The organism is Vibrio pelagius, assembly GCF_024347575.1.
In the GTDB taxonomy this organism is placed as follows: domain Bacteria; phylum Pseudomonadota; class Gammaproteobacteria; order Enterobacterales; family Vibrionaceae; genus Vibrio; species Vibrio pelagius.
The window spans coordinates 2,657,220-2,683,674 of record NZ_AP025503.1 but is presented as its reverse complement, the minus strand read 5'-3'; the positions used below and the strand labels follow the sequence as shown (position 1 = coordinate 2,683,674).

Below are 26,455 nucleotides of genomic sequence, written 5' to 3'. Positions count from 1 at the left end.
TTTGACTAGAGCAGTTTCTTTAGGCGATACAGCTCTTCTAGCGCTTGGCGCGGCGTTAGATCATCTGGATCGACGTTTGCTAGTGCTTGCTCCACTTCACTCGGTTCTGGGATCAAGCTCAACTGGTTAGCAATATCGACACCACTTGGCTTATTCGCGGTTGGTGTCTCTGTGCTTAGCGCTTCCAATTGGGTGAGCTTAGCTCGTGCATTCTTAATCACGGCTTTTGGAACTCCTGCCAGCCCAGCGACTGCAAGACCGTAAGATTTACTTGCTGCTCCTTCTTGAACGGCGTGCATGAAGGCAATGCTGTCGCCATGCTCAACAGCATCCAAGTGAACATTCGCCAAGGTTGGGATTTGGTTTGGGAGTTCAGTCAGTTCGAAGTAGTGAGTGGCAAACAGTGTCATCGCATTAATTTGATTTGCCAGCCACTCCGCACTTGCCCAAGCCAGTGATAGGCCATCGTAGGTGCTTGTACCACGACCGATCTCATCCATCAGAACCAAACTGCTTGGCGTTGCGTTATGGAGAATGTTGGCTGTTTCTGTCATCTCTACCATGAAGGTTGAACGGCCAGACGCAAGATCATCTGATGCACCGATTCGAGTGAAGATACGGTCGATTGAGCCAATGGTTGCACTCTCTGCAGGAACGTAACAACCAATATGAGCCATTAGTGCGATGAGCGCAGTTTGACGCATATAGGTCGATTTACCGCCCATATTTGGACCTGTGATGATCAGCATCTTACGTTGATCATTCAAGTCAATCGGGTTGGCAATGAAAGGCTCGTCCATTACCTGTTCAACCACAGGGTGACGACCCGCTTGAATGTGTACCCCAGGCTCTTTAGTTAGAGTTGGGCGACAGTAATCTAAGGTATCAGCGCGCTCAGCTAGGTTTTGAAGAACGTCTAATTGTGATACTGAAGAGGCGATGTTCTGCAGTTGCTCTAAGTGTGGCAGTAACAGGTCGAACAGCTCTTCCCAAAGCTGCTTTTCAATCGCTAGTGCTTTGGATTTTGAGTTCAGTACCTTGTCTTCGTGCTCTTTTAACTCAGGAATAATGTAGCGCTCAGCGTTCTTTAACGTTTGGCGGCGTACATAATGAGGTGGGACCAAGTGGCTTTGACCTCGGCTTACCTGAATAAAAAAGCCGTGTACGTTGTTGTAGCCAACCTTTAGCGTATCAATCCCGTGACGTTCACGCTCTTCCGCTTCGAGTTTGTCTAAGTACTCTGTTGCACCATCTGCAAGGTCACGCCACTCATCTAGCTCTGCGCTGTATCCTGCAGCAATCACGCCGCCATCGCGAATCACAACCGGTGGGTTCTCTTTGATCGCACGAGTAAGCAGCTCAGACACTTCTTCAAAAGGTGCCGCATATTGTGCAAGCTGAGTAAGATATGGATGAGAGACTTGCTCTAGGGTATCTGCAAGTTCTGGAAGGTAGTCCATCGCTTGGCGTAGGCGCGCCATATCGCGTGGGCGAGCTGAGCGAAGAGCTAATCGAGCAAGGATACGTTCAATATCACCAATCTGTTTCAGTGTTGGTTGTAGCTCTGTAAATAATGCCAAATCTTTCATCTCACCAATGGCATCTAAGCGTTGGTCGAGAGCGGAGATATTACGCATTGGCTGATGTAACCAACGCTTGAGCATACGACTACCCATTGGTGTTGCTGTATGATCGAGTACCTCTGCCAGCGTGTTGTCGGTGCCACCTGCAAGGTTATGAGTGATCTCTAGGTTGCGACGAGTCGCTGCATCTAAGATCACAGAGTGATCTTGGCGATCATAAGTCAGTGAGCGAATATGCGGCAGAGCAGTACGCTGGGTATCTTTGACATATTGGATCAAACAACCTGCAGCACATAGACCGAGCTTGGCATGTTCCACACCGAAGCCGATGAGGTCGCGAGTACCGAACTGTTTGTTGAGTTGCTGCTTGGCCGTGTCTAATTCAAATTCCCATACTGGACGACGGCGGTTACCGTTACGGTTCGCCATTAGTTCTACAGGTTCGAAGTCTTCTGGGAAGAGCAGTTCTCTTGGTGAAGTCCGTTGCAGTTCAGCGGCCATTGACTCTTCGGTCTCTGGCTCCGAAAGTTGGAATCGACCTGAAGTAATATCTAAAGTTGCGTAACCAAACTTGCCGTTGTGGTGATAAATCGCAGCAATCAGATTATCAACGCGCTCAGAAAGAAGGGCTTCGTCAGTGACGGTACCCGGTGTCACGATACGAACAACGGCACGCTCTACTGGACCTTTCGATGTTGCAGGGTTACCGATTTGTTCGCAGATCGCCACAGATTCACCGAGTTGAACCAGTTTAGCGAGGTAGCCCTCTACGGCATGAAACGGTACGCCTGCCATTGGGATAGGTTCGCCAGCAGATGAGCCACGTTTGGTTAGGGAAATATCAAGGAGTTGAGAGGCTCTTTTGGCATCATCATAGAAAAGCTCGTAGAAATCTCCCATGCGATAGAAAAGCAGGATCTCTGGATTCTCTGCTTTGAGTTTTAGGTACTGCTGCATCATGGGAGTATGTTTTTGATCGGCTTTCACTGTTAACTTCTTTCGTTTATTTCTATTGCGGCTTAGGATACGTGAAAGCGATACCTGCGAAAAGCGGCGCAAGCGATAAAGATTCAAATTCACTCATGTAGAAACCATGCAGAAACAATGGAGTTTGTCACCATGTCATCGATTCAACAACTCAGCGAAAAACTCGGCCAGCTTTTATTAAAAAATCAGCACGTTTTAGTGACGGCAGAGTCGTGTACTGGTGGTGGCGTTGCAAGTGCAATCACGGATATTGCCGGTAGCTCAGCGTGGTTTGACCGTGCTTTTATTACTTACAGTAATGAAGCCAAACAAGAGATGATTGACGTGCAAGCTGCAACGCTAGAAGCTAATGGTGCTGTCAGTGAGGCTGTGGTGGTTGAAATGGTGCAAGGCGCGTTGGCACACTCTAATGGTACGATCGCAGTGTCGATCAGCGGTATTGCGGGCCCTGGAGGTGGCAGTGAAGAGAAGCCAGTTGGCACCGTTTGTTTTGCTTGGGCTGCAAACAATGGCTGGCAAAAAGTAGAAACGCATGTATTTGCGGGTGATCGATCACAAGTACGACAACAAGCGACCGCCTGTGCGTTAGAGGTTATTTATGATTATCTGTTGGAAGAGAAGTAACAATTGTACAAATAATTTTCATACAGGTATGGACACTGTATGAATCAACAGTATAATAAGCACCAATTAGTCACCCCTATGTGGGTTAGAAACAGATTCTAGATCGCTTGTTATAGACAACCGATTATGTGGAGATAGTAATGGACGAGAATAAACAAAAAGCGTTAGCCGCAGCCCTTGGTCAGATTGAAAAGCAGTTTGGTAAAGGCTCTATCATGCGTCTTGGTGACAACCGCACAATGGATGTAGAAACGATTTCTACTGGCTCGCTATCTCTAGATATCGCACTAGGTGCTGGTGGTCTACCAATGGGTCGTATCGTTGAGATCTACGGTCCAGAATCATCAGGTAAAACAACACTAACACTAGAGCTTATTGCAGCAGCTCAGCGTGAAGGTAAAACGTGTGCATTCGTCGACGCGGAGCACGCACTAGACCCTATCTACGCTCAAAAACTGGGTGTTGATATCGATGCACTTCTTGTTTCTCAACCAGATACTGGTGAGCAAGCACTAGAAATCTGTGATGCGCTAGCGCGTTCAGGTGCGATTGACGTTCTTGTTGTCGACTCAGTAGCAGCATTGACACCGAAAGCGGAAATCGAAGGCGAAATGGGCGATAGCCACATGGGTCTTCAAGCACGTATGCTATCTCAAGCAATGCGTAAGCTAACAGGTAACCTTAAGCAATCTAACTGTATGTGTATCTTCATCAACCAAATCCGTATGAAGATCGGTGTGATGTTTGGTAACCCAGAGACGACGACGGGTGGTAACGCACTTAAGTTCTACGCATCTGTTCGTCTTGATATTCGTCGTACTGGCTCTATCAAAGAGGGCGACGAGATTGTTGGTAACGAAACGCGTATCAAGGTTGTTAAGAACAAGATTGCTGCACCATTTAAGCAAGCAGAAACTCAAATTCTATACGGCCAAGGCTTCAACCGTGAAGGTGAGCTCATCGACCTAGGTGTTAAGCACAAGCTGATTGAAAAAGCAGGTGCTTGGTACAGCTACAACGGCGATAAGATTGGTCAAGGTAAAGCGAACGCTGGTAAGTTCCTTCGTGAGAACCCAGAAGCAGCGAAAACTATCGATGCTAAACTTCGTGAAATGCTACTGACTCCAGCTCAGCCTGAAGCACCAGAAACTGGTGAGATGCCAGAAGAAGAGTTTTAATTCTCTTGATTAACAATAAAAGCCTCGCACTTGCGAGGCTTTGGTTTTTCTGAAGCCGAGGCCATAAATACTGGAAAATTATAGTTCTCCGGTTGGTGATGATCCGAAGCGGTTTTGTCCCGGTGTTCCTTTGAAAAATCCGCATTCGATGATCACCCATATTTGACCTATGATTGGGATCAGCCAGAGTAGCGCCCACCATCCCACTTTGTCTCGATCATGCCAACGCTTCACTTGAACGGCAAAATTAATCCAAATCACAATCACCATGTTAGTCAGGGTGAGAATGACATCACTAATCTGCATCAGGTTCTGCTCATTAAATTGAGAGAAGTAGACCTGATTTAATACACTCCCCCAAAGCAACAATGCAATACTGACCAACCAATAAGGTCGTCGAGAAATTCGTCCTTTGAAAGAAAATAGTAGTGCTTTTAAGCTCATATCGTCACCTAAAGTGCGGTTGCATTCTTTGAGTATAGAAGGTGTTTTAGTGTGTTGTTGTCCTCAAGGTAATTTTGCAAAAATCGATGCTTTGCGGTTTCTTTAGGTTGAACTAACCCTATAAGGACTCTTTTACGCTAGAAAACTAGTCGTCAGCGTTTGCTTGGTCTACAATAGCGCAAAATTCTAACTCGACTATTTTCAGGAAGAGCTGCATGTACATGAGCACTGATGAGGTTCGCAACGCGTTCCTTAAGTTCTTTGAGAGCAAAGGACACCAAATCGTAGACAGTTCATCGTTAGTTCCACATAACGATCCAACCCTGCTATTTACTAACGCAGGTATGAACCAATTCAAAGATTGTTTCTTAGGCGCCGAAAAGCGTGCCTACACTCGAGCGACTACGGCTCAACGTTGTGTACGTGCTGGTGGTAAACACAATGACCTTGAAAATGTAGGTTTCACGGCTCGTCACCACACATTCTTTGAAATGCTTGGTAACTTCAGCTTTGGTGACTACTTCAAAGAAGACGCGATTGCGTTTGCTTGGGAATTTCTAACCGAAACTCTTCAACTGCCTAAAGATCGTCTATTGGTAACGGTATACGAGACAGACGACGAAGCATTCGATATCTGGAACAAGAAAGTAGGTGTACCTGCTGACCGTATCGTTCGCATCGGCGATAAAGAAGGTGGTAAACAGTTCGAGTCTGATAACTTCTGGACAATGGGTGACACAGGTCCTTGTGGTCCATGTACTGAAATTTTCTACGATCACGGTGAGCACATTTGGGGTGGCCGTCCTGGTACACCTGAAGAAGATGGTGACCGTTTCATCGAGATCTGGAACAACGTATTCATGCAGTTCAACCGTCACGCAGACGGCACAATGGAACCGCTACCTAAGCCAGCTGTAGATACAGGTATGGGTATTGAGCGTATCTCTGCAATCATGCAAGGCGTACACTCAAACTACGAAATCGATGTATTCCAAAAGCTAATCAAAGCAACGGCTGAAACGATCGGTTACGAAGACCTATCAAACCAGTCGCTACGCGTTATCGCTGACCACATCCGTTCTTGTTCATTCCTGATCGCGGATGGCGTTATGCCTTCAAACGAAGGTCGTGGTTATGTGCTACGTCGTATTATTCGTCGTGCAGTTCGTCACGGTAACAAACTTGGTGCACAAGGCGTATTCTTCCACAAACTTGTGGGTGTACTGGCTGAAGTGATGGGTTCTGCGGCAGACGAACTGAAGAAGCAACAAGAGCTTGTTGAAAAAGTACTTCGTATCGAAGAAGAAAACTTTGGTCGCACACTAGAGCGCGGCATGGTTATCCTGAACGAAGCACTAGACGCACTTGAAGGCAAAGAGCTAGACGGTGAAACAGTATTCAAACTTTACGATACCTACGGCTTCCCAGCTGACTTAACTAACGACGTAGCTCGTGAGCGCGACTTCACTATTGATGAAGAAGGCTTCGAGAAAGCGATGGAAGTTCAGCGTCAGCGTGCACGTGAAGCGGGCCAATTCGGTACTGACTACAACGCGACGATTAAAGTCGAAACCAACACTGAATTCTGTGGTTACACTGGTACAGAAGGTGCTGGCGAAATCTCTGCACTGTTCGTTGAAGGCGAAGAGGTTGCTTCTCTGTCTGCGGGCGATAAAGCTATCATCATCCTTGAAGAGACACCATTCTACGCGGAATCAGGTGGTCAATGTGGTGATACAGGTACGCTAAAAACTGCATCTGGTCTGTTCAAAGTTGAAGACACTCAAAAGCTAGGTAATGCATTTGCACACCACGGTGAGCTAGTTGAAGGCGTGTTCGCGAAAGGCGATAAAGTAGAAGCAACAGTAGACGCTGAGCGTCGTGCTGCTATCTCTCTGAACCACTCTGCAACTCACTTACTTCACGCGGCACTGCGCGAAGTTCTTGGTGAGCACGTGGCTCAAAAAGGTTCTTTGGTTAAGCCTGACAACCTACGTTTTGACTTCTCTAACCTTGAAGCGGTAACACCAGCACAACTAAAAGAAGTTGAGCGTCTAGTTAACGCACAAATTCGTAAGAACCATGTGATTGAAACCAATATCATGGATATCGAATCAGCGAAAGCGAAAGGTGCAATGGCACTGTTCGGTGAGAAGTACGATGACGAAGTTCGCGTATTGTCTATGGGTGAGTTCTCGACTGAGCTTTGTGGTGGTATCCACGCTTCAAACACAGGTGACATTGGCCTGTTCAAGATCACTTCTGAAGGTGGTATCGCAGCGGGTATCCGTCGTATCGAAGCGGTAACGGGTGAAGCAGCACTTGATGCTATCGAAGAGCAACAAGCGAAGTACGAAGAGAAGATTGCTGAATCAGCTTCTAAGGCGAAAGCTCTAGAGAAAGAGATTCAAAAGCTAAAAGAGAAGATGGCTGCATCTGAAAGTGCAAACATCATGGGTAAAGCACAAGAAATCAACGGCGTGAAAGTTTTGATCGCTGGTATGGAAGGTGCGGATCCTAAGAACCTACGTACTATGGTTGATAACGCTAAGAACCAAATGGGTAGTGGTGTCGTGATGCTAGCTAACATCAACGGTGACAAGATTGGTCTTATCGCTGGTGTAACTAAAGATCTTATCGGCAAAGTAAAAGCGGGTGACCTAGTGAAGATGGTTGCTGAGCAAGTTGGCGGTAAAGGTGGAGGTCGTCCTGACATGGCACAAGCAGGTGGTACTGATGTATCCGCTCTACCTGAAGCGATGAAGTCAGTTCAACCATGGCTAGAAGAGCGCCTATAAAATTTATCTCTTGATTCAAAGATGCCCAATCCGTTGATTGGGCATCTTTTGTTTTGCATCGTCGTTAATTGCTCGAACTTGTCGAATGCATTGAAATTAGCCAAGAGGTCGAGAGCCTATTCCGACCTTTTGGGTAATTTTTATGACTTCGCTATGACGCGAAGTGTGTTGTTTTGTCATATATAGACATTGGTCTTGGGAAGGTGAGGACGGGTGAAAATGCCTCTTATCGTGCAGAAATTTGGTGGAACGTCAGTGGGCTCTATCGAGAGAATCCACTCAGTTGCAGAGAAAATCATTGAAGCAAAGAACGACGGTAATCAAGTCGTGGTGGTGGTCTCTGCAATGTCAGGAGAAACAAACCGATTAGTTGATTTAGCCAATCAGATAGATTGCGTACCTAACGCGAGGGAGTTGGATGTCTTACTGACAGCCGGTGAACAGGTCTCGATGGCTCTATTAGCAATGACGTTACACAAATTGGGCTATGAAGCGACATCGATGACAGGTTATCAAGCCAAGATTCATACCGACTCAAACCACAACAACGCAGCCATCACTCATATTGATACCGCGCCGATCAAGGCTTTGCTCGAACAAGGACAGATCGTGATTGTGGCGGGCTTTCAGGGCGTTAATAGTAAAGGCGATATCACAACCCTTGGCCGCGGTGGTTCAGATACCAGCGCTGTTGCACTTGCGGGTGCACTCGATGCCCAAGAGTGTCAGATCTATACTGATGTTGATGGCGTCTACTCTTGTGACCCAAGAGTGGTTACGGATTCCAAACGCCTACCTCAACTGGATTTCCCTTCGATGGAAGAAATGGCGCGCTGCGGAGCTAAGGTTTTGCACCTGCCATGCGTTCAATTTGCATGGAAGCATCAAGTGCCACTGCGCGTGTTATCAAGCTTTGAGAAAGGTGAGGGGACATTGATCTGCGGCGAAGAGTGTTTGAATGACATATCTGGCATCGCCATTCAGAAAGATATGGTGTTAATAGAGTGCGCAGTAGAAGAGTTATCGTCTCTCATATCACAAGCACAACTGCTTGGTATAGAAGTGTGTAGTGTGATCGAGGAAACAGAACGCGCAGCGGTGGTGATTAAACGCGACGCAAGTACGAAATTAAAACTAGTTTTTGCTGAAAAAATCCGTAATAGTGAACAAGTTAGTTTGTTAACTGTAGTAGGTAGTCGAACACAAGATATTGTGGTCAGTTCACATGGATTGTTGTCTGAAGGCGAGGTTGATGTACAGCATCACTTATTACAGCAGCAGTCTTTAACCCTGGTGGTTTCTCCCGATCAGGTCGATACAGCTGCTAACATACTACACACAGCATACATCGTAGCGCGTGAAGCACAGGGTTATCTGAAAAAAGAAGTGCATTTTAGTTAAATAAACTCATTCGATAGTTTACGAAAATATAACTTTTGGTGGATAATGCTCTCGTAGCTAGATAAATTTAGAGATTATTCAAGGAGCAAAGAATGCTAATTTTGACTCGCCGCGTTGGCGAAACACTGATGATTGGTGACGAAGTAACAGTGACTGTACTAGGCGTTAAAGGTAACCAAGTACGTATTGGTGTTAATGCACCTAAAGAAGTATCTGTTCACCGTGAAGAGATCTACATGCGCATTCAAGCTGAAAAAGGTAATGGTAACGTTGCATCTGGCAATTACTAATACTTTCGCGTAGAAAAAGGGCTAGCACGGTTGCTAGCCTTTTTTGATCTTGGTGTTTTGAACCAAGAATAGGTAAGAGTGATAGGGGGGGGAAGCATTTACTGCAATTCCACTTTCACCGCTAAACACTATAGCTGTGTCACGAGTTTGTCTTTTTTCTTGCATTCACATGTAGCGAAATTTTTAGGCTCGTAGTATGGTTGCTTATGCACTGACAATGTCATTGTTGAAAATGAGATAACTTAATTCAGCACGTAATCTCGCTAATCTTTCGCCTTAATTTTTAAGGGAAAAAGAGCCTTTTGATACGAATAAGTTCAAATAGCAAGCGCTTTGATTAAATTGCAAACGGTTGAGTGTTTTTATCCATTTTTTTTCAATAAAGTGTTTGACATATTTTCGGTAAAACGTAATATGTGCCTCCGCAAGACGGTGAGGTGGCCGAGAGGCCGAAGGCGCTCCCCTGCTAAGGGAGTATGTGGTTTGTAGCTGCATCGAGGGTTCGAATCCCTCCCTCACCGCCATTTCTTGCGAGTCTAAACGTAGCAAGTTAGACAACAATATGTGCGCTCTTAGCTCAGCTGGATAGAGTACCTGGCTACGAACCAGGCGGTCGGAGGTTCGAATCCTCCAGAGCGCGCCATTATCTCTCTTATCATAAGATAGGCGTGATAATAATGAATTAGGTGAGGTGGCCGAGTGGCCGAAGGCGCTCCCCTGCTAAGGGAGTATGTGGTTTGTAGCTGCATCGAGGGTTCGAATCCCTCCCTCACCGCCATTCATTACAGGCCGATGGCCTTTTTTTTGTTTCGTTGTAAGCAAAGTGTGATATATTTCACAACTTCATTCGAAAGAGTGAAACACCGTGCGCTCTTAGCTCAGCTGGATAGAGTACCTGGCTACGAACCAGGCGGTCGGAGGTTCGAATCCTCCAGAGCGCGCCACTATTTAGGGTTTCTTATTGAACTCCTGATATTGGAACACCGATATCGAAAACCGTGCGTCCTTAGCTCAGCTGGATAGAGTACCTGGCTACGAACCAGGCGGTCGGAGGTTCGAATCCTCCAGGACGCGCCACTTATTCAAGGGCTCTCTTTCTCAAGAGAATGAGAACCCTGATATTGATTATTATGCCTTTGGCAATTAATATCGAAACCGTGCGCTCTTAGCTCAGCTGGATAGAGTACCTGGCTACGAACCAGGCGGTCGGAGGTTCGAATCCTCCAGAGCGCGCCACTATTTAGGGTTTCCTAGTGAACTCCTGATGTTGGTAACACCGATATCAAAAACTGTGCGTCCTTAGCTCAGCTGGATAGAGTACCTGGCTACGAACCAGGCGGTCGGAGGTTCGAATCCTCCAGGACGCGCCACTATTTAACGGTTTCCTCTCGAATGAGTATGAAATTGAGTATTAACTATTAACTTAGGTTGATACAAAACCGTGCGCTCTTAGCTCAGCTGGATAGAGTACCTGGCTACGAACCAGGCGGTCGGAGGTTCGAATCCTCCAGAGCGCGCCACTATTTAGGGTTTCTTATTGAACTCCTGATATTGGTACACCGATATCGAAAACCGTGCGTCCTTAGCTCAGCTGGATAGAGTACCTGGCTACGAACCAGGCGGTCGGAGGTTCGAATCCTCCAGGACGCGCCACTATTTAACGGTTTTCTCTCGAATGAGTATGGAATCCGAGTATTGACTTAGGTTGATACAAAACCGCGCGCTCTTAGCTCAGCTGGATAGAGTACCTGGCTACGAACCAGGCGGTCGGAGGTTCGAATCCTCCAGAGCGCGCCACTATTCAAAAAAAGCCTCGTTTATACGAGGTTTTTTTTCGTCTTGAGCTTTTATTGTTAATTAAATGTTAACATTTGGTTTTAGGTAACTTGTTGTATTTATTATAATTAGTCATATCTAACTATCTATTCCACCTTGCTCATATCACTTCCAGAAAAACACCTAATTAAGTCGCAGTTTATTCACCTGAAAATCACTAATTTATCAGATTTATGTGATCTGTATGGCGAATAATTAACCTGATCTGTGTGTTATCCGTAACACTACCTTAAACAAAATTGACAAACTTTTACCAATCGAGATAATCCAAGGGTCGGGATCATTATTCGCTGAAATCCTGCACACATGTCAGGATGACAAAGAAAGGAAGCAACATGACTAATATAGGAAGCCTGCTAGGAGATGCGGCAACCCTAATGGTGACAGGTATGTCTGTCGTCTTTATATTCTTAACTATTCTCGTTTATCTCGTTCGGTTAATGTCGAAACTGGTACCAGAAGAAGTACCCGAGCCGATCGCTGCACCAAAAACAATTCAAAAATCACAATCAACCCCTTCTGCTGTTAGTCCACAGGTTGTGGCAGCAATATCGTCCGCGGTTCATCAATACCGTGTATCGACTGCTAAGTAGCAATTAAAAGGATTAAAAGGAGTTAATGAGCATGTCTAAACCACTAGCTATCACAGACGTGGTACTTCGTGACGCCCATCAGTCACTATTTGCTACAAGAATGCGTATCGAGGATATGCTGCCAATCGCAGCTGAACTGGATAAAGTCGGATACTGGTCACTTGAAACATGGGGCGGAGCAACCTTCGATTCATGTATTCGTTTCTTGGGAGAAGACCCTTGGGAGCGTCTACGTGAGCTGAAAAAAGCGATGCCAAATACCCCAATGCAAATGCTACTTCGTGGTCAAAACCTTTTAGGCTACCGTCATTATGCAGACGACGTGGTAGAGAAATTTGTAGAGCGTGCACATAAGAACGGGATGGATGTATTCCGTATTTTTGATGCAATGAATGATGTACGTAACTTTGAGAAAGCGGTAAAAGCAACGGTTGATGTTGGCGCACACGCTCAAGGTACTCTGTCGTACACCACAAGCCCAGTGCACAACGCAGATACTTGGGTTGATCTTGCTAAGCGATTAGAAGATCTAGGCTGTCACTCGCTTTGTATCAAAGATATGTCGGGCTTACTGAAGCCTTATGAAGCAGAAGAGCTGATCACGCGTATTAAGGCGTCGTGTGATGTTCCTCTGGCACTGCACAGCCACGCGACAACGGGTCTATCAACAGCAACAGCCGTGAAAGCGGTTGAAGCGGGTATCGATATTCTAGATACCGCTATCTCTTCAATGAGCTGTACGTACGGCCACACACCAACAGAAACGGTTGTAGCTATGCTGGAAGGCACTGAGCGTGCAACCGGTCTTAAGCTTGACCAAATTGAACCGATCGCTGCTTACTTCCGTGAAGTTCGCAAGAAGTACGCAAAGTGGGAAGGTCAATTGAAGGGTGTCGACTCACGTATCCTGATTGCTCAAGTCCCAGGTGGTATGTTGACGAACATGGAAGGTCAGCTCAAAGAGCAAGGCGCTGTGGATCGCATGGATGAAGTTCTGGAAGAGATCCCACGTGTACGTAAAGAGCTAGGTTACATCCCACTGGTAACGCCAACTTCTCAAATTGTCGGTACACAAGCGGTCATCAACGTTCTAACGGGTGAGCGCTATAAGAGCATCACCAAAGAAACAGCGGGTCTTTTGAAAGGCGAGTACGGTCAAGCGCCTGCTGAGCTGGATGCTGAACTGCAAGCAAAAGTACTAGACGGTGCAGAGCCAATTACATGTCGTCCTGCTGATCTGCTTAAGTCAGAAATGGATGATCTAACTACTGATTTGTTAGAAAAAGCGAAAGCAGAAGGTATTTCTCTGGCTGAAGATACCGTCGATGACGTGCTGACGTACGCGCTTTTCCCACAAGTTGGTCTTAAGTTCCTGAAGAATCGCCACAACCCTGAAGCCTTTGAACCTGCACCAGGTGCTGAAGTTGAAGCTCCAGCAGCTGCTGCTCCTGCGCCAGTCGCGGGTGGTATTGAAAGCTACAGCGTGAAAGTGGATGGTCAAGTATACGATGTTGAAGTCGGCCCTCAAGGTCAACTGACGTCAGTATCACCTGCAGCACAACCTGCTCAGCAAAGCGCACCAGCAGCGCCTGCGGCATCGAACGCGGAATCTGTACCAGCACCATTGGCTGGCAACATCTTTAAAGTCAACGTACAGCCTGGTGCTCAGGTAGAAGAAGGTGATGTGCTACTGATTCTAGAAGCGATGAAGATGGAGACAGAAGTTCGTGCAGCACGTGGTGGTATCGTACAAGAACTGAATGTTAAAGAAGGCGATGCAGTTACTGTAGGCGCTCCACTACTAAGCTTGGCGTAAGGGAGTACCATGGAAGGATTGATGACCTTATGGTCTGAAACGGGTATTGCTAACTTTGAGTTTGGCCAGATCTGCATGATGCTGGTCGGCTGCTTACTGTTGTTCTTGGCAATTCGTAAAGGATTTGAACCCCTACTACTGCTACCGATTGGTTTCGGTGCAGTATTGGCGAACATTCCCAATGCTGGCTTTACGGAGCCGGGTGGTCTGCTGTACTACGTTTACTACATCGGGATTGAGACGGGCATCTTCCCGCTTCTGATCTTTATGGGCGTGGGCGCCATGACTGACTTCGGTGCGTTGATCGCTAACCCGAAAACATTGTGGCTTGGCGCGGCAGCGCAGTTTGGTATTTTTGCAACGCTATTTGGTGCGATCTTGCTGAACTACATCCCTGGTATGGAGTTCTCGATGGCGGATGCTTCGTCTATCGCGATCATTGGTGGTGCAGATGGCCCAACGGCAATCTTCTTAGCCAGCCAGTTGTCTCCGGATCTATTGGGTGCGATTGCGGTTGCAGCATACAGCTACATGGCGCTTGTACCCATTATCCAGCCGCCAATCATGAAGGCACTGACATCTCCAGAAGAGCGTAAAATTCAGATGGCTCAACTGCGTCACGTAAGTAAGGGTGAGAAGATCCTTTTCCCGCTTGCTGTGCTGCTGATGACGATTCTGTTCCTGCCATCGGCAACTCCGCTAGTCGGTATGTTCTGTCTAGGTAACTTGATGCGCGAAGCGGGTGTGGTTGATCGTCTATCGAAGACAGCTCAAAACGAGTTGATCAACGTGGTGACTATCTTCCTTGGTCTAGGTGTTGGTTCTAAGCTGCAAGCGGACACCTTCTTGAACTTAGAGACGCTTGGTATTCTTGGCCTAGGTGCTGTTGCATTCAGTATCGGTACTGCGGGCGGTGTGTTAATGGCGAAGCTATTGAATAAGTTCTCCAAAGAAGACATCAACCCTCTTATTGGTGCGGCGGGTGTATCTGCTGTACCAATGGCGGCACGTGTAGTGAACAAGGTTGGCCTAGAGGCTAACCCACAAAACTTCCTACTGATGCATGCTATGGGTCCAAACGTTGCGGGCGTACTGGGAAGTGCGGTAGCGGCAGGTATCTTGTTAGCTCTCGTGGGTTAAGCAGGTTACATCTTGCCAAGCGGTTGAGTTAATTGGTGGTTAATTTTCAAACCAGTGGTTAACTTAGCCCAACAAAATGGTTTATAGTCGAAGGGATGCTTGTGCATCCCTTTCTTTTATTCGTTAGGTTTTAACTAATTAGGGACATGTTTAAATGGAAAACAAACAGATAGCGATTACCGAGTTTGGCGGGGTAGAAAACCTTGTACTTCAGACCAGTGCGATACCAGAACCTCAAGAGGGTGAGGTAGTGGTTAAGGTTGCGTTCTCTGGCGTTAACCCAATTGATGTTAAAACCCGTGCGGGATTAGGTTGGGCGGCTGCACAGAATAAAGATAACCTACCTTGGGTTCCTGGCTACGACATTTCGGGTCAAGTGATTGCTTGTGGTGAGTCGGCAGAGCGCTTCTCTATTGGCGCTAATGTTGCGGGTTTCATTGGTTTTCCGCTGCAAGGTGGCGGCTATAGCCAATACGTTGCTGTACCTGAGAGTGCTCTGAGTGCGGTACCTGATTCTGTGACTCTAGAAGCTGCGGCAGCACTGCCACTGGCCAGCCAAACTGCTGCACAGGCACTAAACAAAGCTGAAGTGAAAGAGGGCGATCGTGTTCTCATATTGGCTGGCGCAGGTGGTGTTGGTCACTTAGCGGTACAGATTGCCGTCGCCGCAAAAGCCGAAGTTTACACGACGTGCAGCGAAGCGAACCTCGACTACCTTGCTACATTGGGGGCTCATGCTATCAACTATCAGTTTGCACCTGCGTCTGAGCGAGTGTCTGACGTTGATGTTCTGATTGATCTCGTTGGTGGCGACACGGCGCTTGATGCACTTAAGTGTCTTAAAGATGGTGCACGCGTAGTCACAGTGCCAACACTATCGGCAGAGCTTATCTGTGAAAAGGCTCAGCTGTTAGGCTTTACAGCAAGCGGTATGTTGGTTGAGCCACAACCAGAGCAGATGGATACCATGCTATACATGGTGAGTGTTGGTCTCTTGAAGACAGAAGTGCAACGTATCTTCCCAATGGAGGAAGCACAAGCGGCACACTTACAGGTTGAAACGGGTCATACTCGAGGTAAAGTTCTACTGGATATGAAGTGTTAGAATCATTTAATTCATTGTTTGAAGCCATAGCGCTGTGGTTCTCTGATTCCGCGTTATGGGTACTGTTCATTAGTGGTTTTCTCAGTGCCACACTGTTACCCGGAGGTTCAGAAGCCAGTCTTATTGCCGCTTTGAGCCTCAACCAATTTTCAACGTTCTCGATTATTTTGGTCTCCACTGTGGGTAATACCCTAGGTGGATTAACCAACTATTGGATAGGTTTATGGTTACCGAATCGAACTCAATCCGAGAAGCATGGTCATAAAGCTATATCTTGGCTGCGCCGCTATGGTTATTGGACCTTATTGTTTAGCTGGTTGCCCGTGATTGGTGATCCTTTATGTCTCGCTGCGGGTTGGCTTCGAATGAAGTTCCTACCAAGTTTGATATTGATTGCGATCGGCAAAGCACTGCGCTACAGCTTATTGGCTGGCATCTATTTTGGTTTTTTCTAAGGAGAACCTATGAAGAAGGTTTTACTGGGTACATTTTCTCTTATTGCCCTTGCAGGGTGTTCTCATCAAGTACCTAGCTCAACTTCCCTATTTTCTTCCTTGCCAGAAGGCATCACGCTTGTTGATGAGGTGAAACCTTCTAGCGATAAAGTTGTGATTCCATACAAAAAGTATCAGTTGGAGAATGGTTTAACCGTCATCCTTTCACCGGATGATTCTGATCCCTTGGTACATGTTGACGTGACTTACCATGTCGGCTCTGCGCGAGAAGAGATTGGTAAATCTGGCTTTGCTCATTTCTTTGAGCATATGATGTTTCAAGGCTCTGAGAACGTAGGTGATCAAGAGCACTTTAAGATCATCACCGAAGCGGGTGGTACTTTAAACGGCACCACCAATCGAGACCGAACCAACTATTTTGAAACCGTGCCATCAAATCAGCTAGAGAAAATGCTGTGGTTGGAGTCTGATCGTATGGGGTTCTTGTTGGATGCAGTTTCTCAACGAAAATTTGAGATTCAGCGAGACACGGTGAAAAACGAGCGTGCTCAAACCTACGAAAACCGTCCTTATGGTTTAATGTGGGAACGCATGGGGGAGGCACTCTATCCTGAAGGTCACCCATATTCGTGGCAGCCAATCGGTTATGTTGAAGATCTCGATCGCGTTGATGTTAATGATCTTAAAGCCTTTTTCCTTCGTTGGTACGGCCCAAACAATGCGGTACTGACTATCGGTGGTGACATTGATGTAGAAGACACACTTGAGTGGGTGAACAAATACTTTGGACCGATCCCTAGAGGACCAGAAGTCGAGAAAGCTGAGAAGCAACCAGCAGTCTTAACGGAAGACAAATATATTACGCTTGAAGATAACATTCGCCAGCCAATGGTTTTAGTTGGTTGGCCAACGACTTACCGTGGTGAAGAAACACAAGCGACATTGAATGCCTTGTCTGATGTTCTTGGTAAAGGAACGAACAGTTACCTGTATCAAGACCTAGTCAAGACACAGAAAGCCGTTAGTGCCGGTTCGTTCCATGATTGTGGTGAGCTTGCATGTACGCTTTATGTCTATGCGATGGGCGACTCGGGTAAGAAAGGCGACCTAACGGTATTGAACCAAGCACTATTGGATACGCTAGATAAGTTCTCTAAAGAGGGCGTGGCTCAAGAGCGCCTTGACCAGATTACTGGCATGGCAGAGGCCAATGCAGTCTTTGCACTGCAGAGTGTGCGCGGTAAAGTGTCTCAGCTTGCCTCAAACGAAACCTTCTACGGCCAGCCAGATCGTATTGAATCCCAGTTAGAGCAGATTCGAGCAGTAACCCCAGAGAGCGTAGCTCAAGCCTATAAAGACTTTGTCCAAGATAAGCACAAAGTGACGTTAAGCGTTGTTCCTCGTCGTCAGCTTGATTTAGCTGTGCGTGAAGCGACTTTTGTGACGCCACCTCGCACGCTACCTGAATATACCAAGGTAACAGAAGACCAGTTGGAGTTTAGAAAGGCACCGAATACCTTTGATCGCAGTGTCATGCCAGAGGTCACTTTTGGTGTTACCGCTACCATGCCTGAATTGTATCGTGTCCACTACGCCAATGGTGGTGAGTTGATTGGTACCGTGACGACAGAAACACCAACGGTGCAACTTCAATTCCAGCTACCGGCCGGTGAGCGTTACGTGGCAAAAGGTCAAGAAGGTTTAGCGAACCTAACCGCAGCTATGATGGAAGAGGGCTCAACGCAGCGTTCGGTTGAAGAGTTGCAGGCAACGCTCGATAAGCTTGGCAGCAGTGTCAGTATTAGCGCGGGTAGTTATACCACCGATATCTCAGTGTCATCGCTTGAGAAAAACCTAGCGCAGACATTGGCGATTGTAGAAGAGGTGTTGTTCTCTCCTAAGTTCGACGAACAAGACTTCGAACGAGTAAAAAAACAGATGCTAGAGGGTGTGGTGTATCAACATCAACAACCGAGCTGGATGGCATCGCAGGCCACACGTGAAGTGTTGTTTGGTGATAGCCTGTTTGCCCGCTCAAGTGATGGTACTGAAGAGTCTCTGAAGTCATTAACACTGGATGATGTAAAACAGTTTTACAATCAGCACTATACTCCTGAAGGGGCAAATATTGTGATTGTAGGCGATATCTCGAAAAGAGAGGCTGAAAAGCAGCTAAACTTCTTTAAAGAGTGGCAGGGTGATGCGGCACCATTGACGCGACCACAGATCATTACACCATTAGAAGGTCAACATCTGTACCTAGTCGACAAGCCAAATGCGCCACAAAGCATTGTTCGCTTGGTACGTAAAGGTCTGCCTTTTGACGCGACTGGTGAGCAGTACTTAGCTCAATTGGCGAACTTCAACCTTGCAGGTAACTTTAATAGCCGAGTGAACCAGAACCTACGTGAAGACAAAGGCTATACCTATGGGGCAAGCGGCTACTTCGCAAGTAATCGTGAAACCGGGGCGGTGGTATTCAGTGCTCAAGTTCGTGCTAATGCGACCGTTGCCTCTATTCAAGAGTTTATCAATGAGCTGAATGAGTTTAGCCAGAGTGGATTAACTGATGAAGAGGTGAAATTTATGCGCCTCGCAGTCGGTCAACAAGATGCACTCAAATACGAAACCCCAAGCCAGAAAGCGGGACTGTTAAGTAACATTGTGACCTTAGGTCTTGATGAAGACTATCTCAAGCAGCGCAATGAGATAGTCAACAACGTCTCGAAAGAGCAACTTAATGCGCTTGCTAAACGCTGGTTTGATCCGAATGATTATCAAATTATTGTCGTGGGTGATGCAGCTTCACTGCGTCCACAACTAGAAAAGTTAGATATTCCCATAGAAGAGCTTGAAATCATTCGTTAGAGTACACATTAAAGGGGGAGAAAAGAGAGAAGCTGTTTTTCTCTCCCCACCAATTATGATAGTTCTAATCAGAACGATATAAGATAAGTGAACTGAATTTTGACTGATTTTGCTGCGCGACTGAAGCAAGTTGCAACCAACCCAAAGACCTTTTCTCAATTTGGTCGTGGTGTTGAGAGGGAAACGCTCCGCTACAAGGAAGATGGTCGCTTAGCGACTGGTCCTCACCCTGAAGCTTTAGGTTCTGCGTTAACCAACGAGTGGGTAACAACAGACTTTTCTGAATCGTTACTCGAATTCATTACGCCGGTCTCGAATGATGTTCCGACACTTCTAAACCAGTTATCAGACATTCACCACTTTACTCAAACCAAGTTAAATGGTGAAAAGCTATGGCCCCTGTCAATGCCTTGTTACGTAGGTAGCGAAGATGACATTCAGCTGGCTCAATATGGCACGTCGAACACGGGTAAAATGAAGACTCTATATCGTGAAGGTCTCAAGCGCCGTTACGGTAGCCTAATGCAGATCATTTCAGGAGTTCACTTTAACTTCTCGTTCCCGGAAAGCTTCTGGGATAGCTTGTTTGGTGAGCAAACTGAACAAGAACGTAGCGATGCTAAATCGGATGCGTACTTCGGTTTGATTCGTAACTACTACCGCTTTGGGTGGTTGATCCCGTACTTCTTTGGTGCATCACCTGCTCTATGCTCTTCATTCATCAAAGGCCGCGAAACCAAGCTACCGTTTGAACAGCTAGGTGGCACCTTGTATCTGCCAAACGCAACGGCACTGCGCTTAAGTGACCTTGGCTACACCAACAGCGCGCAAAGTGCGCTTAAGATTGGTTTCAACAGCCTAGAGCAATATCTTGAAGGGTTGAACAAAGCGATTCGTACACCATCACAAGAGTTTGCTCAAATCGGTATTAAGGTTGATGATGAGTACCGTCAATTGAACAGTAATGTTCTGCAGATCGAGAATGAACTGTACGCACCAATTCGCCCTAAACGTGTGGCGAAAAGTGGTGAGAAGCCGTCTGAAGCGCTCGCGCGCGGCGGTGTTGAGTACATTGAAGTTCGTTCATTGGATGTTAACCCGTTCAGCTCGATTGGTATCACTGAGCAGCAGGTTCGCTTCCTAGACCTATTCCTAACTTGGAGTGTTCTATCTGAGTCGGCTGAAATGGACAACTGTGAACTTGAGTGCTGGCGCGACAACTGGAACAAGGTGATCCTTGAAGGTCGTCAAGTCGGGCTTGAGCTGCAAATCGGTTGCCACGGCGAGAAACTGTCGCTGCAAGATTGGGCGAAGCGCGTCTTTAAAGATCTTCGCGTGATTGCAGAATTGATGGATGCTGAGCAGGATGGTAGAGCTTACCAAGAGACATGCGATACTCTAGAAGCTTGGATTGATAACCCAGAACTGACGATTTCTGGCCAACTACTAGAAGAGACTAAGAAGCACGGCGGTTTAGGCAAGGTTGGCTGTGAGCTAGGTAAAGAGTACGCTCAGAAGCACCGCGATCACCAATACCAAGTCTACTCAGCAGAGCTGATGGAATCTGAGGTTGCGCGTTCAGTAATGGCGCAGAAGCAGGTGGAAGAGGCAAGCACTCAAGACTTTGATAGCTTCTTGGCTGATTACTTCTCTTATCTTAAAGCATAGCGAGTTTGTGGTGGAAAGGATTCAAGCCGTATTAATAAACAAGCGTCGCCAACGGTTATCTTGGGTCACTACGGGCGTTGCTGTTAGCCTCTTAGCTGGTTGTGCAACGCCTCCACCTAAGAAGCAAGATAACCTGTGTAGTATCTTTCGAGAGAACCCTTCTTGGTATGATGATGCTGTCGATATGCAAGAAGAGTGGGGTACACCAATTAATGTGGCGATGGCGTTTGTGAAACAAGAGAGCAGCTTTCGTCACGATGCGCGTCCACCGAAAGATTACCTGCTAGGTTTTATCCCGTGGGGACATGTTAGCAGTGCTTATGGTTATGCGCAGGCGCAAGACCCTGCTTGGCAAGACTTTCAAAAATCGACAGGGCATGGTGGCTCTCGAACGAATTTTGATGATTCATTGATGTTCATCGGTTGGTACACCAGTGAAACACGTCGTCAGTTAGGGCTCTCTTTGTGGGACCCGTACAATCAGTATTTGGCTTACCACGAAGGTCGTGGTGGTTACAAGCGTAAAACCTATAACAGCAAGCCGTCGTTAATTAAGGTGGCTCGCAGAGTTGAGCAGCAAGCGAAAGATTATGGCTGGCAGCTGAAGCAGTGCCGCCAAGAATTGGAAGACAATCGGAGTTGGTTTTTTTAAATCGACCGTCATGGAGAAGAAGAATGCCTTTATTAGATAGTTTTACTGTAGATCACACACGCATGAATGCACCTGCGGTACGTGTGGCAAAAACCATGCAGACTCCTAAGGGAGATACGATCACAGTATTCGATTTACGTTTTACTGCACCGAATAAAGATATCCTGTCAGAGAAAGGAATTCACACTCTTGAGCACCTTTACGCTGGCTTTATGCGTGCACACTTAAATGGCGAGCAAGTTGAAATCATCGATATCTCACCAATGGGTTGTCGTACGGGTTTCTACATGAGCCTGATCGGTACACCTTCAGAGCAGCAAGTGGCTGACGCTTGGTTGGCAGCAATGGCTGACGTGCTGAAAGTTGAGAGTCAAAACAAGATTCCTGAGCTGAATGAATACCAATGTGGTACAGCAGCGATGCACTCTCTAGAAGAAGCAAAAGAGATTGCTAAGGCGATTATTGAGGCAGGTATCTCAGTGAATAAGAATGATGAACTGGCGCTGCCAGAATCTATGCTTAAAGAATTGAAAGTAGACTAAGTTCCTCTTTTCATTTTCAACAAGCTTTTTCGTTCGTTAACACGTTTATCGTGCGTGAATGAAATAGAAAAGCCCTGTTCTAAACTGATCCCGTAAGGATAAAGTTGAACAGGGCTTTTTGTTTGTCTGATACATTGTGTCTGTCGAGTGACACTATGTATTGAAGCTGGTGGTCTCTTGCAGTATCTGAGGGAAAACACGAACCAGTTTAATGCGATTCTCTTCCAGTTCCACAATCTCCATTGGGTGATGCGCCACTTGAACACTTAAGTGGCTCTCTGGAATGTCTTCGAGATGCTCTAGGATTAAACCGTTGAGAGTTCTTGGGCCGTCAGTTGGCAAGCTCCACTGAAGGCCTTTATTGATATCTCGAATATTGGCGCTGCCTTCAATGAGGAAGCTGCCGTCGCTTTGCGGCGTAATCTCTTCCGAGAGGCTTGGCGCAATCGAGGTTGTGAACTCACCAACAATCTCTTCCAAGATGTCTTCTAGCGTGACTAGGCCGTTGATATCACCATACTCATCCACAATCAGACCGATACGCTGTTTATTGCGCTGGAATTTTAGTAGCTGAATATTGAGTGGTGTCGCTTCTGGAATGAAGTACACCTCATCAGCGGCGCGCAGCAGTGTCTCTTTGTTGAATTCGTTTTTTTCTAACATCAAGCGGTACGCTTCACGTAATCTCAACATCCCAACTACTTCATCGATCTGATCGCGGTACAGCACGATGCGGCCATGAGGAGAGTGGGTCAGTTGTCGAACGATAGATTTCCAATCGTCATTGATGTCGATACCCGTGATCTCATTGCGAGGCACCATGATGTCGTTCACCGTGACGTTCTCTAAATCTAAGATAGAGACCAGCATATCTTGGTGGCGTTGTGGAATCAGAGTTCCTGCTTCATTCACGACCGTTCTTAGCTCTTCAGAGCTTAGGTGGTCGGTTGCATCATGATCCGCTTTCACGCCTATGATGCGAATAAAACCGTTAGTGATGAAGTTGACCAAGAGTACGAGTGGTGATAGCACCTTCATCAATATCGTCAATACAATACTGCTGGCGTAAGAGACACGTTCGGGGTAAAGCGAGGCGATGGTTTTTGGAGTCACTTCAGCAAAAACCAGCACCACTAAGGTTAAGGCACCGGTTGCAATAGCCACACCTAGGTCGCCATAAATACGCATACCTAAGATGGTAGCAATGGCTGAAGCGAGAATATTAACGAGGTTGTTGCCGATAAGGATAAGACCGATCAGACGGTCAGGTCGACTGAGAAGTTTTTCTACACGACGCGCACCCTTATGTCCCGACTGGGAGAGGTGTTTCAAGCGGTAGCGGTTCAGGGACATCATGCCCGTTTCAGAACCAGAGAAATAACCAGAAATTACAATGAGACACGCGAGTAGCGCAAATAAGATACCCGTAGATATGTCGTCCAAAACTATTACTTTCCTAAATTTGTATCTTGATTAATTTATGACCGATGCAAGTCGGGATGTCAACTGAATGTAAAGTATGCCATACATAAAAGGCAAGGTGTGAACCTTGCCTTTCATATTGAACGATTAATTCAGGATAATTTCTTGAACAAAGCGACTACCGAAGTAGGCCAGCGTCAGTAAGGTGGCACCCGCTAGCGCAAACCAAGTCACTTTCTGGCCACGCCAACCTTTTTGGTAATGTCCCCAAAGTAGAATTGAGTAGATTACCCAAGCGACAAAAGAGAGCACCGCTTTGTGTGCTTTACCTTGAGCGAACATGTCTTGAACAAAAATAAAACCAGTAAGAAGCGTACCGGTAAGCAGACCGTTACCGATAAGAATAATCTTGAACAGTTGCCTTTCAACCATCATCAATGGCGGCAGGTTCGGGTTGATGACCAGTGCCTTTTTCTTCTTAAGTTTATAATCGAGCCATGCCAGTTGCATCGCATACAGAGCACCGATGGTCAGAGTTGCGTACGAGAACAGCGCCAATGAAATGTGCATCAGCAGTTTAGGATCGTTCTCTAAATGCTTAATGAAGGTGCTTGGAAGAAACGCAGCGGCTAACAAGTTTAGAGCTGCAAAACTGTACACAACAGGGAGAATAAACCAGAGGCGGTTTTTAAGCATTGCCCCGCTCATGACCAGCGAGATAATGAAGCTTATCAATGAGGCAACATTGAGAATACTGAGGTTTTGACCGCCGGCGTTAAAGATTAAGTCGCCCAGCAACCACGCATGAAAAGCGATAGCAAGAAACGCACTCACCAGTACCGTTTTGGCACGGATTCCTGTTTGGTGTACAAGACCTGGGATGATCGTGGATATAGCCATTGTGTATAGAAAGGCTGCTGCGATCGCAATTAGACTGTCCATGGTATCCATTTAAATGATTACTAATTCGCGAATTATACCCTGCATCGCCCTTTTGGGCTATGGTGAACCTCACTCATTTATTAGTGAACAGCGCCCTATATCACACACCGTCAGTATTAACCGCTGACAACGGGTGTGACTCTATTCCACGCTAATGTATACTCTCGGTAATAGTCGCAGGATTGAGCGAAGAGAAAACTATGTTTGATAATTTAACGGATCGTCTATCCAAAACGCTGAAGAATATCAGCGGTAAAGGTCGTCTGACCGAAGACAACATCAAGGATACGCTACGTGAAGTACGTATGGCGTTACTGGAAGCCGACGTTGCACTGCCGGTTGTCCGTGATTTCGTAAAGCGCGTTAAAGAAGGCGCGGTAGGTGTTGAGGTTTCTAAATCTCTAACACCGGGCCAAGAATTTATTAAGATCGTTCAGGCTGAGCTTGAAGCGGTAATGGGTGAGTCGAATGAGGCTCTTAACCTAGCTGCGCAGCCGCCAGCAGTGATCTTGATGGCCGGTCTACAAGGTGCGGGTAAAACCACATCGGTAGGTAAGCTATCTAAGCTCCTAACTGAGCGTGACAAAAAGAAAGTACTGGTTGTTTCTGCCGACGTTTATCGCCCGGCGGCGATCAAACAGCTTGAAACATTGGCTGCGGATGTCGGCGTGGATTTCTTCCCATCGTCTGCCGACCAAAAGCCTATCGACATTGCAAATGCAGCCATTGACCACGCGAAGAAGAAATTCTACGACGTGCTACTTGTCGATACCGCAGGTCGCTTAGCCATCGATGAAGAGATGATGGGTGAGATCCAAGAGCTTCATACGGCGATTAACCCAGTTGAAACTCTGTTCGTTGTTGATGCAATGACAGGTCAAGATGCGGCGAATACAGCGAAAGCCTTTGGTGATGCACTACCGCTAACAGGTGTGATCCTAACTAAGGTTGATGGTGATGCACGTGGTGGTGCGGCGCTTTCTGTTCGTCATATCACAGGTAAGCCAATCAAGTTCTTAGGTGTGGGCGAGAAAACCGACGCACTAGAACCATTCCACCCAGATCGCGTAGCTTCTCGTATCTTAGGTATGGGTGACGTTCTGTCTCTTATCGAAGACCTACAGAAGAACGTAGACCAAGAGAAAGCAGAGAAGCTGGCTAAGAAGTTCAAAGAGAAGAAAGGCTTCGACCTTGAAGACTTCCGTGAGCAGCTAGGTCAGATGCAAAACATGGGCGGCATGATGGGCATGATGGATAAGCTTCCAGGTATGTCTCAGCTACCAGACAACGTAAAAGATAAAGTTGATGACAAGATGTTCAAGCAAATGGAAGCGATCATCAACTCTATGACTATGAAAGAGCGTCAGCGCCCAGAGCTTATTAAAGGCTCACGCAAGAAACGTATTGCGGCAGGTTCTGGTACTCAGGTACAAGATGTTAACCGTCTGCTTAAGCAGTTCACCCAGATGCAGAAGATGATGAAGAAAATGCAGAAAGGTGGCATGAAAGGCATGATGCGTAACATGCAAGGTATGATGGGTGGCATGGGCGGTGGCGGCATGGGTGGTGGTTTCAACCCATTCGGTCGTTAAGTCCTTCTTCCTATTAAGTTTGAGCTATCACCGCCTAAGTTTGCGTAGTCAGTGAAATGCTTGCTGCGTTACTTTTCAGAGTGTTAGCTCTGTCACAGAAAGTGTACAGAGACTCTGTTGGCGAAAAAATAGCTAAACCCCTTGCATTGCCCCGGAATAAGAGTAAAATTCCGGGGCTTTAATTTGGCACGAGACCCCAAGTTATTTATTGATAAGTAGCTTCTGGGGTTAATTTATTTATTAAGAAAGCAAAGAGGACGACATGGTAACCATTCGTTTGGCACGTCACGGCGCTAAGAAGCGTCCATTCTATCAAATCGTAGTAGCGGACAGCCGCAATGCAGCAACTGGCCGTTTCATCGAGAAAGTAGGTTTCTTTAACCCTACTGCTCAAGGTCAAGAAGAAGGTCTACGTCTAGACCTAGATCGCGTTAACCACTGGGTTGGTCAAGGCGCATCTCTATCTGACCGCGTAGCTAAGCTAGTTAAAGACGCTCAAAAAGCGGCTTAATTTTACTT

At 46.7% G+C, this 26,455-nt stretch carries 20 protein-coding genes and 10 tRNA genes; 26 read left to right on the top strand and 4 right to left on the bottom strand.

The window, feature by feature from the left end:
- Positions 1-5: 5 nt before the first annotated feature.
- Entirely contained in the window at positions 6-2,570 is a 2,565-nt protein-coding gene (gene mutS / locus vsple_RS11700) for a DNA mismatch repair protein MutS (RefSeq protein WP_261882083.1), read from the bottom strand.
- A gap of 132 nt (positions 2,571-2,702) precedes the next feature.
- Between mutS and pncC the strand changes: the two genes are divergently transcribed.
- Together pncC and recA are read left to right on the top strand one after the other, a co-directional pair.
- A complete protein-coding gene (pncC, locus tag vsple_RS11695; RefSeq protein WP_261882082.1) occupies positions 2,703-3,194 on the top strand; it encodes a nicotinamide-nucleotide amidase in 492 nt (163 codons plus the stop codon).
- 140 nt (positions 3,195-3,334) lie between these two features.
- On the top strand, positions 3,335-4,372 hold the full coding sequence (recA, locus tag vsple_RS11690; RefSeq protein WP_255229916.1) for a recombinase RecA: 1,038 nt from the start codon (positions 3,335-3,337) through the stop codon (positions 4,370-4,372).
- A gap of 78 nt (positions 4,373-4,450) precedes the next feature.
- Here the strand turns inward: recA and vsple_RS11685 are convergent, their stop codons facing one another.
- On the bottom strand, positions 4,451-4,816 hold the full coding sequence (locus vsple_RS11685; RefSeq protein WP_261882081.1) for a DUF805 domain-containing protein: 366 nt from the start codon (positions 4,814-4,816) through the stop codon (positions 4,451-4,453).
- Positions 4,817-5,031: 215 nt separating this feature from the next.
- Here vsple_RS11685 and alaS point away from each other — a divergent pair, with 215 nt between their 5' ends.
- The 22 genes from alaS (at position 5,032) to luxS (ending at position 21,980) form a co-directional block, all read left to right on the top strand.
- Positions 5,032-7,614: an alanine--tRNA ligase gene (alaS, locus tag vsple_RS11680; protein WP_255229918.1), complete on the top strand. Its 2,583-nt coding sequence runs from the start codon at positions 5,032-5,034 to the stop codon at positions 7,612-7,614.
- A 219-nt stretch (positions 7,615-7,833) separates the two neighbouring features.
- Positions 7,834-9,015 carry an aspartate kinase gene (locus vsple_RS11675; RefSeq protein ID WP_261883167.1) on the top strand — a complete coding sequence of 394 codons (1,182 nt, stop codon included), beginning with the start codon at positions 7,834-7,836 and terminating at the stop codon, positions 9,013-9,015.
- Between the two features lie 92 nt (positions 9,016-9,107).
- Positions 9,108-9,305 carry a carbon storage regulator CsrA gene (csrA, locus tag vsple_RS11670; protein WP_004415691.1) on the top strand — a complete coding sequence of 66 codons (198 nt, stop codon included), beginning with the start codon at positions 9,108-9,110 and terminating at the stop codon, positions 9,303-9,305.
- 431 nt (positions 9,306-9,736) lie between these two features.
- Positions 9,737-9,829: transfer RNA gene (locus vsple_RS11665), tRNA-Ser, on the top strand.
- 42 nt (positions 9,830-9,871) lie between these two features.
- Positions 9,872-9,948 (top strand) — tRNA-Arg (locus vsple_RS11660).
- 42 nt (positions 9,949-9,990) lie between these two features.
- Positions 9,991-10,083: transfer RNA gene (locus tag vsple_RS11655), tRNA-Ser, on the top strand.
- 89 nt (positions 10,084-10,172) lie between these two features.
- Positions 10,173-10,249, top strand: a tRNA-Arg gene (locus vsple_RS11650).
- A 56-nt stretch (positions 10,250-10,305) separates the two neighbouring features.
- Positions 10,306-10,382, top strand: a tRNA-Arg gene (locus tag vsple_RS11645).
- Between the two features lie 82 nt (positions 10,383-10,464).
- Positions 10,465-10,541: transfer RNA gene (locus vsple_RS11640), tRNA-Arg, on the top strand.
- Between the two features lie 57 nt (positions 10,542-10,598).
- A tRNA-Arg gene (locus vsple_RS11635) sits at positions 10,599-10,675 on the top strand.
- Between the two features lie 73 nt (positions 10,676-10,748).
- Positions 10,749-10,825, top strand: a tRNA-Arg gene (locus vsple_RS11630).
- A gap of 56 nt (positions 10,826-10,881) precedes the next feature.
- A tRNA-Arg gene (locus vsple_RS11625) sits at positions 10,882-10,958 on the top strand.
- A 67-nt stretch (positions 10,959-11,025) separates the two neighbouring features.
- Positions 11,026-11,102 (top strand) — tRNA-Arg (locus tag vsple_RS11620).
- 374 nt (positions 11,103-11,476) lie between these two features.
- Positions 11,477-11,734 carry an oxaloacetate decarboxylase subunit gamma gene (locus vsple_RS11615; RefSeq protein ID WP_032549775.1) on the top strand — a complete coding sequence of 86 codons (258 nt, stop codon included), beginning with the start codon at positions 11,477-11,479 and terminating at the stop codon, positions 11,732-11,734.
- A gap of 31 nt (positions 11,735-11,765) precedes the next feature.
- A complete protein-coding gene (oadA, locus tag vsple_RS11610) occupies positions 11,766-13,550 on the top strand; it encodes a sodium-extruding oxaloacetate decarboxylase subunit alpha (protein WP_261882080.1) in 1,785 nt (594 codons plus the stop codon).
- A 9-nt stretch (positions 13,551-13,559) separates the two neighbouring features.
- Entirely contained in the window at positions 13,560-14,690 is a 1,131-nt protein-coding gene (locus vsple_RS11605; RefSeq protein WP_261882079.1) for a sodium ion-translocating decarboxylase subunit beta, read from the top strand.
- Positions 14,691-14,844: 154 nt separating this feature from the next.
- Complete coding sequence (locus tag vsple_RS11600; RefSeq protein ID WP_261882078.1) at positions 14,845-15,795, top strand: NADP-dependent oxidoreductase; 951 nt, start codon at positions 14,845-14,847, stop codon at positions 15,793-15,795.
- Positions 15,789-16,250: a YqaA family protein gene (locus vsple_RS11595; RefSeq protein ID WP_032549771.1), complete on the top strand. Its 462-nt coding sequence runs from the start codon at positions 15,789-15,791 to the stop codon at positions 16,248-16,250. Before vsple_RS11600 ends, vsple_RS11595 begins: the two co-directional genes overlap by 7 nt.
- A 9-nt stretch (positions 16,251-16,259) precedes the next feature.
- Positions 16,260-19,118, top strand: coding sequence for a M16 family metallopeptidase (locus vsple_RS11590; RefSeq protein ID WP_261882077.1), 2,859 nt, complete (start codon positions 16,260-16,262; stop codon positions 19,116-19,118).
- Positions 19,119-19,217: 99 nt separating this feature from the next.
- Entirely contained in the window at positions 19,218-20,786 is a 1,569-nt protein-coding gene (gene gshA, locus vsple_RS11585) for a glutamate--cysteine ligase (RefSeq protein ID WP_261882076.1), read from the top strand.
- Positions 20,787-20,796: 10 nt separating this feature from the next.
- Complete coding sequence (locus vsple_RS11580) at positions 20,797-21,438, top strand: transglycosylase SLT domain-containing protein (RefSeq protein WP_420833780.1); 642 nt, start codon at positions 20,797-20,799, stop codon at positions 21,436-21,438.
- Positions 21,439-21,461: 23 nt separating this feature from the next.
- The gene (gene luxS, locus vsple_RS11575) at positions 21,462-21,980 is read left to right on the top strand and encodes an S-ribosylhomocysteine lyase (RefSeq protein ID WP_255229923.1); all 519 of its coding nucleotides are present in this window, start codon (positions 21,462-21,464) and stop codon (positions 21,978-21,980) included.
- A gap of 153 nt (positions 21,981-22,133) precedes the next feature.
- Here the strand turns inward: luxS and vsple_RS11570 are convergent, their stop codons facing one another.
- Positions 22,134-23,423 (bottom strand): HlyC/CorC family transporter, encoded by a 1,290-nt coding sequence (locus tag vsple_RS11570; protein WP_255229924.1) that lies wholly within the window; start codon positions 23,421-23,423, stop codon positions 22,134-22,136.
- A gap of 126 nt (positions 23,424-23,549) precedes the next feature.
- Positions 23,550-24,344, bottom strand: coding sequence for a cytochrome C assembly family protein (locus vsple_RS11565; protein WP_255229925.1), 795 nt, complete (start codon positions 24,342-24,344; stop codon positions 23,550-23,552).
- A 200-nt stretch (positions 24,345-24,544) separates the two neighbouring features.
- On the opposite strand from vsple_RS11565, the gene ffh reads away from it, so the two are divergent.
- Both ffh and rpsP read left to right on the top strand, forming a co-directional pair.
- Positions 24,545-25,936 carry a signal recognition particle protein gene (gene ffh / locus vsple_RS11560; RefSeq protein WP_255229926.1) on the top strand — a complete coding sequence of 464 codons (1,392 nt, stop codon included), beginning with the start codon at positions 24,545-24,547 and terminating at the stop codon, positions 25,934-25,936.
- Positions 25,937-26,198: 262 nt separating this feature from the next.
- Positions 26,199-26,447, top strand: coding sequence for a 30S ribosomal protein S16 (gene rpsP, locus vsple_RS11555; protein WP_004410028.1), 249 nt, complete (start codon positions 26,199-26,201; stop codon positions 26,445-26,447).
- The last annotated feature ends 8 nt before the right edge of the window (positions 26,448-26,455 follow it).

Coding starts and splice junctions, on each gene's coding strand:
- pncC (WP_261882082.1), top strand. CDS start 2,703: ATGTCATCGATTCAACAACTCAGCGAAAAACTCGGCCAGCTTTTATTA.
- recA (WP_255229916.1), top strand. CDS start 3,335: ATGGACGAGAATAAACAAAAAGCGTTAGCCGCAGCCCTTGGTCAGATT.
- vsple_RS11685 (WP_261882081.1), bottom strand. CDS start 4,816: ATGAGCTTAAAAGCACTACTATTTTCTTTCAAAGGACGAATTTCTCGA.
- alaS (WP_255229918.1), top strand. CDS start 5,032: ATGTACATGAGCACTGATGAGGTTCGCAACGCGTTCCTTAAGTTCTTT.
- vsple_RS11675 (WP_261883167.1), top strand. CDS start 7,834: ATGCCTCTTATCGTGCAGAAATTTGGTGGAACGTCAGTGGGCTCTATC.
- csrA (WP_004415691.1), top strand. CDS start 9,108: ATGCTAATTTTGACTCGCCGCGTTGGCGAAACACTGATGATTGGTGAC.
- vsple_RS11615 (WP_032549775.1), top strand. CDS start 11,477: ATGACTAATATAGGAAGCCTGCTAGGAGATGCGGCAACCCTAATGGTG.
- oadA (WP_261882080.1), top strand. CDS start 11,766: ATGTCTAAACCACTAGCTATCACAGACGTGGTACTTCGTGACGCCCAT.
- vsple_RS11605 (WP_261882079.1), top strand. CDS start 13,560: ATGGAAGGATTGATGACCTTATGGTCTGAAACGGGTATTGCTAACTTT.
- vsple_RS11600 (WP_261882078.1), top strand. CDS start 14,845: ATGGAAAACAAACAGATAGCGATTACCGAGTTTGGCGGGGTAGAAAAC.
- vsple_RS11590 (WP_261882077.1), top strand. CDS start 16,260: ATGAAGAAGGTTTTACTGGGTACATTTTCTCTTATTGCCCTTGCAGGG.
- luxS (WP_255229923.1), top strand. CDS start 21,462: ATGCCTTTATTAGATAGTTTTACTGTAGATCACACACGCATGAATGCA.
- vsple_RS11565 (WP_255229925.1), bottom strand. CDS start 24,344: ATGGACAGTCTAATTGCGATCGCAGCAGCCTTTCTATACACAATGGCT.
- ffh (WP_255229926.1), top strand. CDS start 24,545: ATGTTTGATAATTTAACGGATCGTCTATCCAAAACGCTGAAGAATATC.
- rpsP (WP_004410028.1), top strand. CDS start 26,199: ATGGTAACCATTCGTTTGGCACGTCACGGCGCTAAGAAGCGTCCATTC.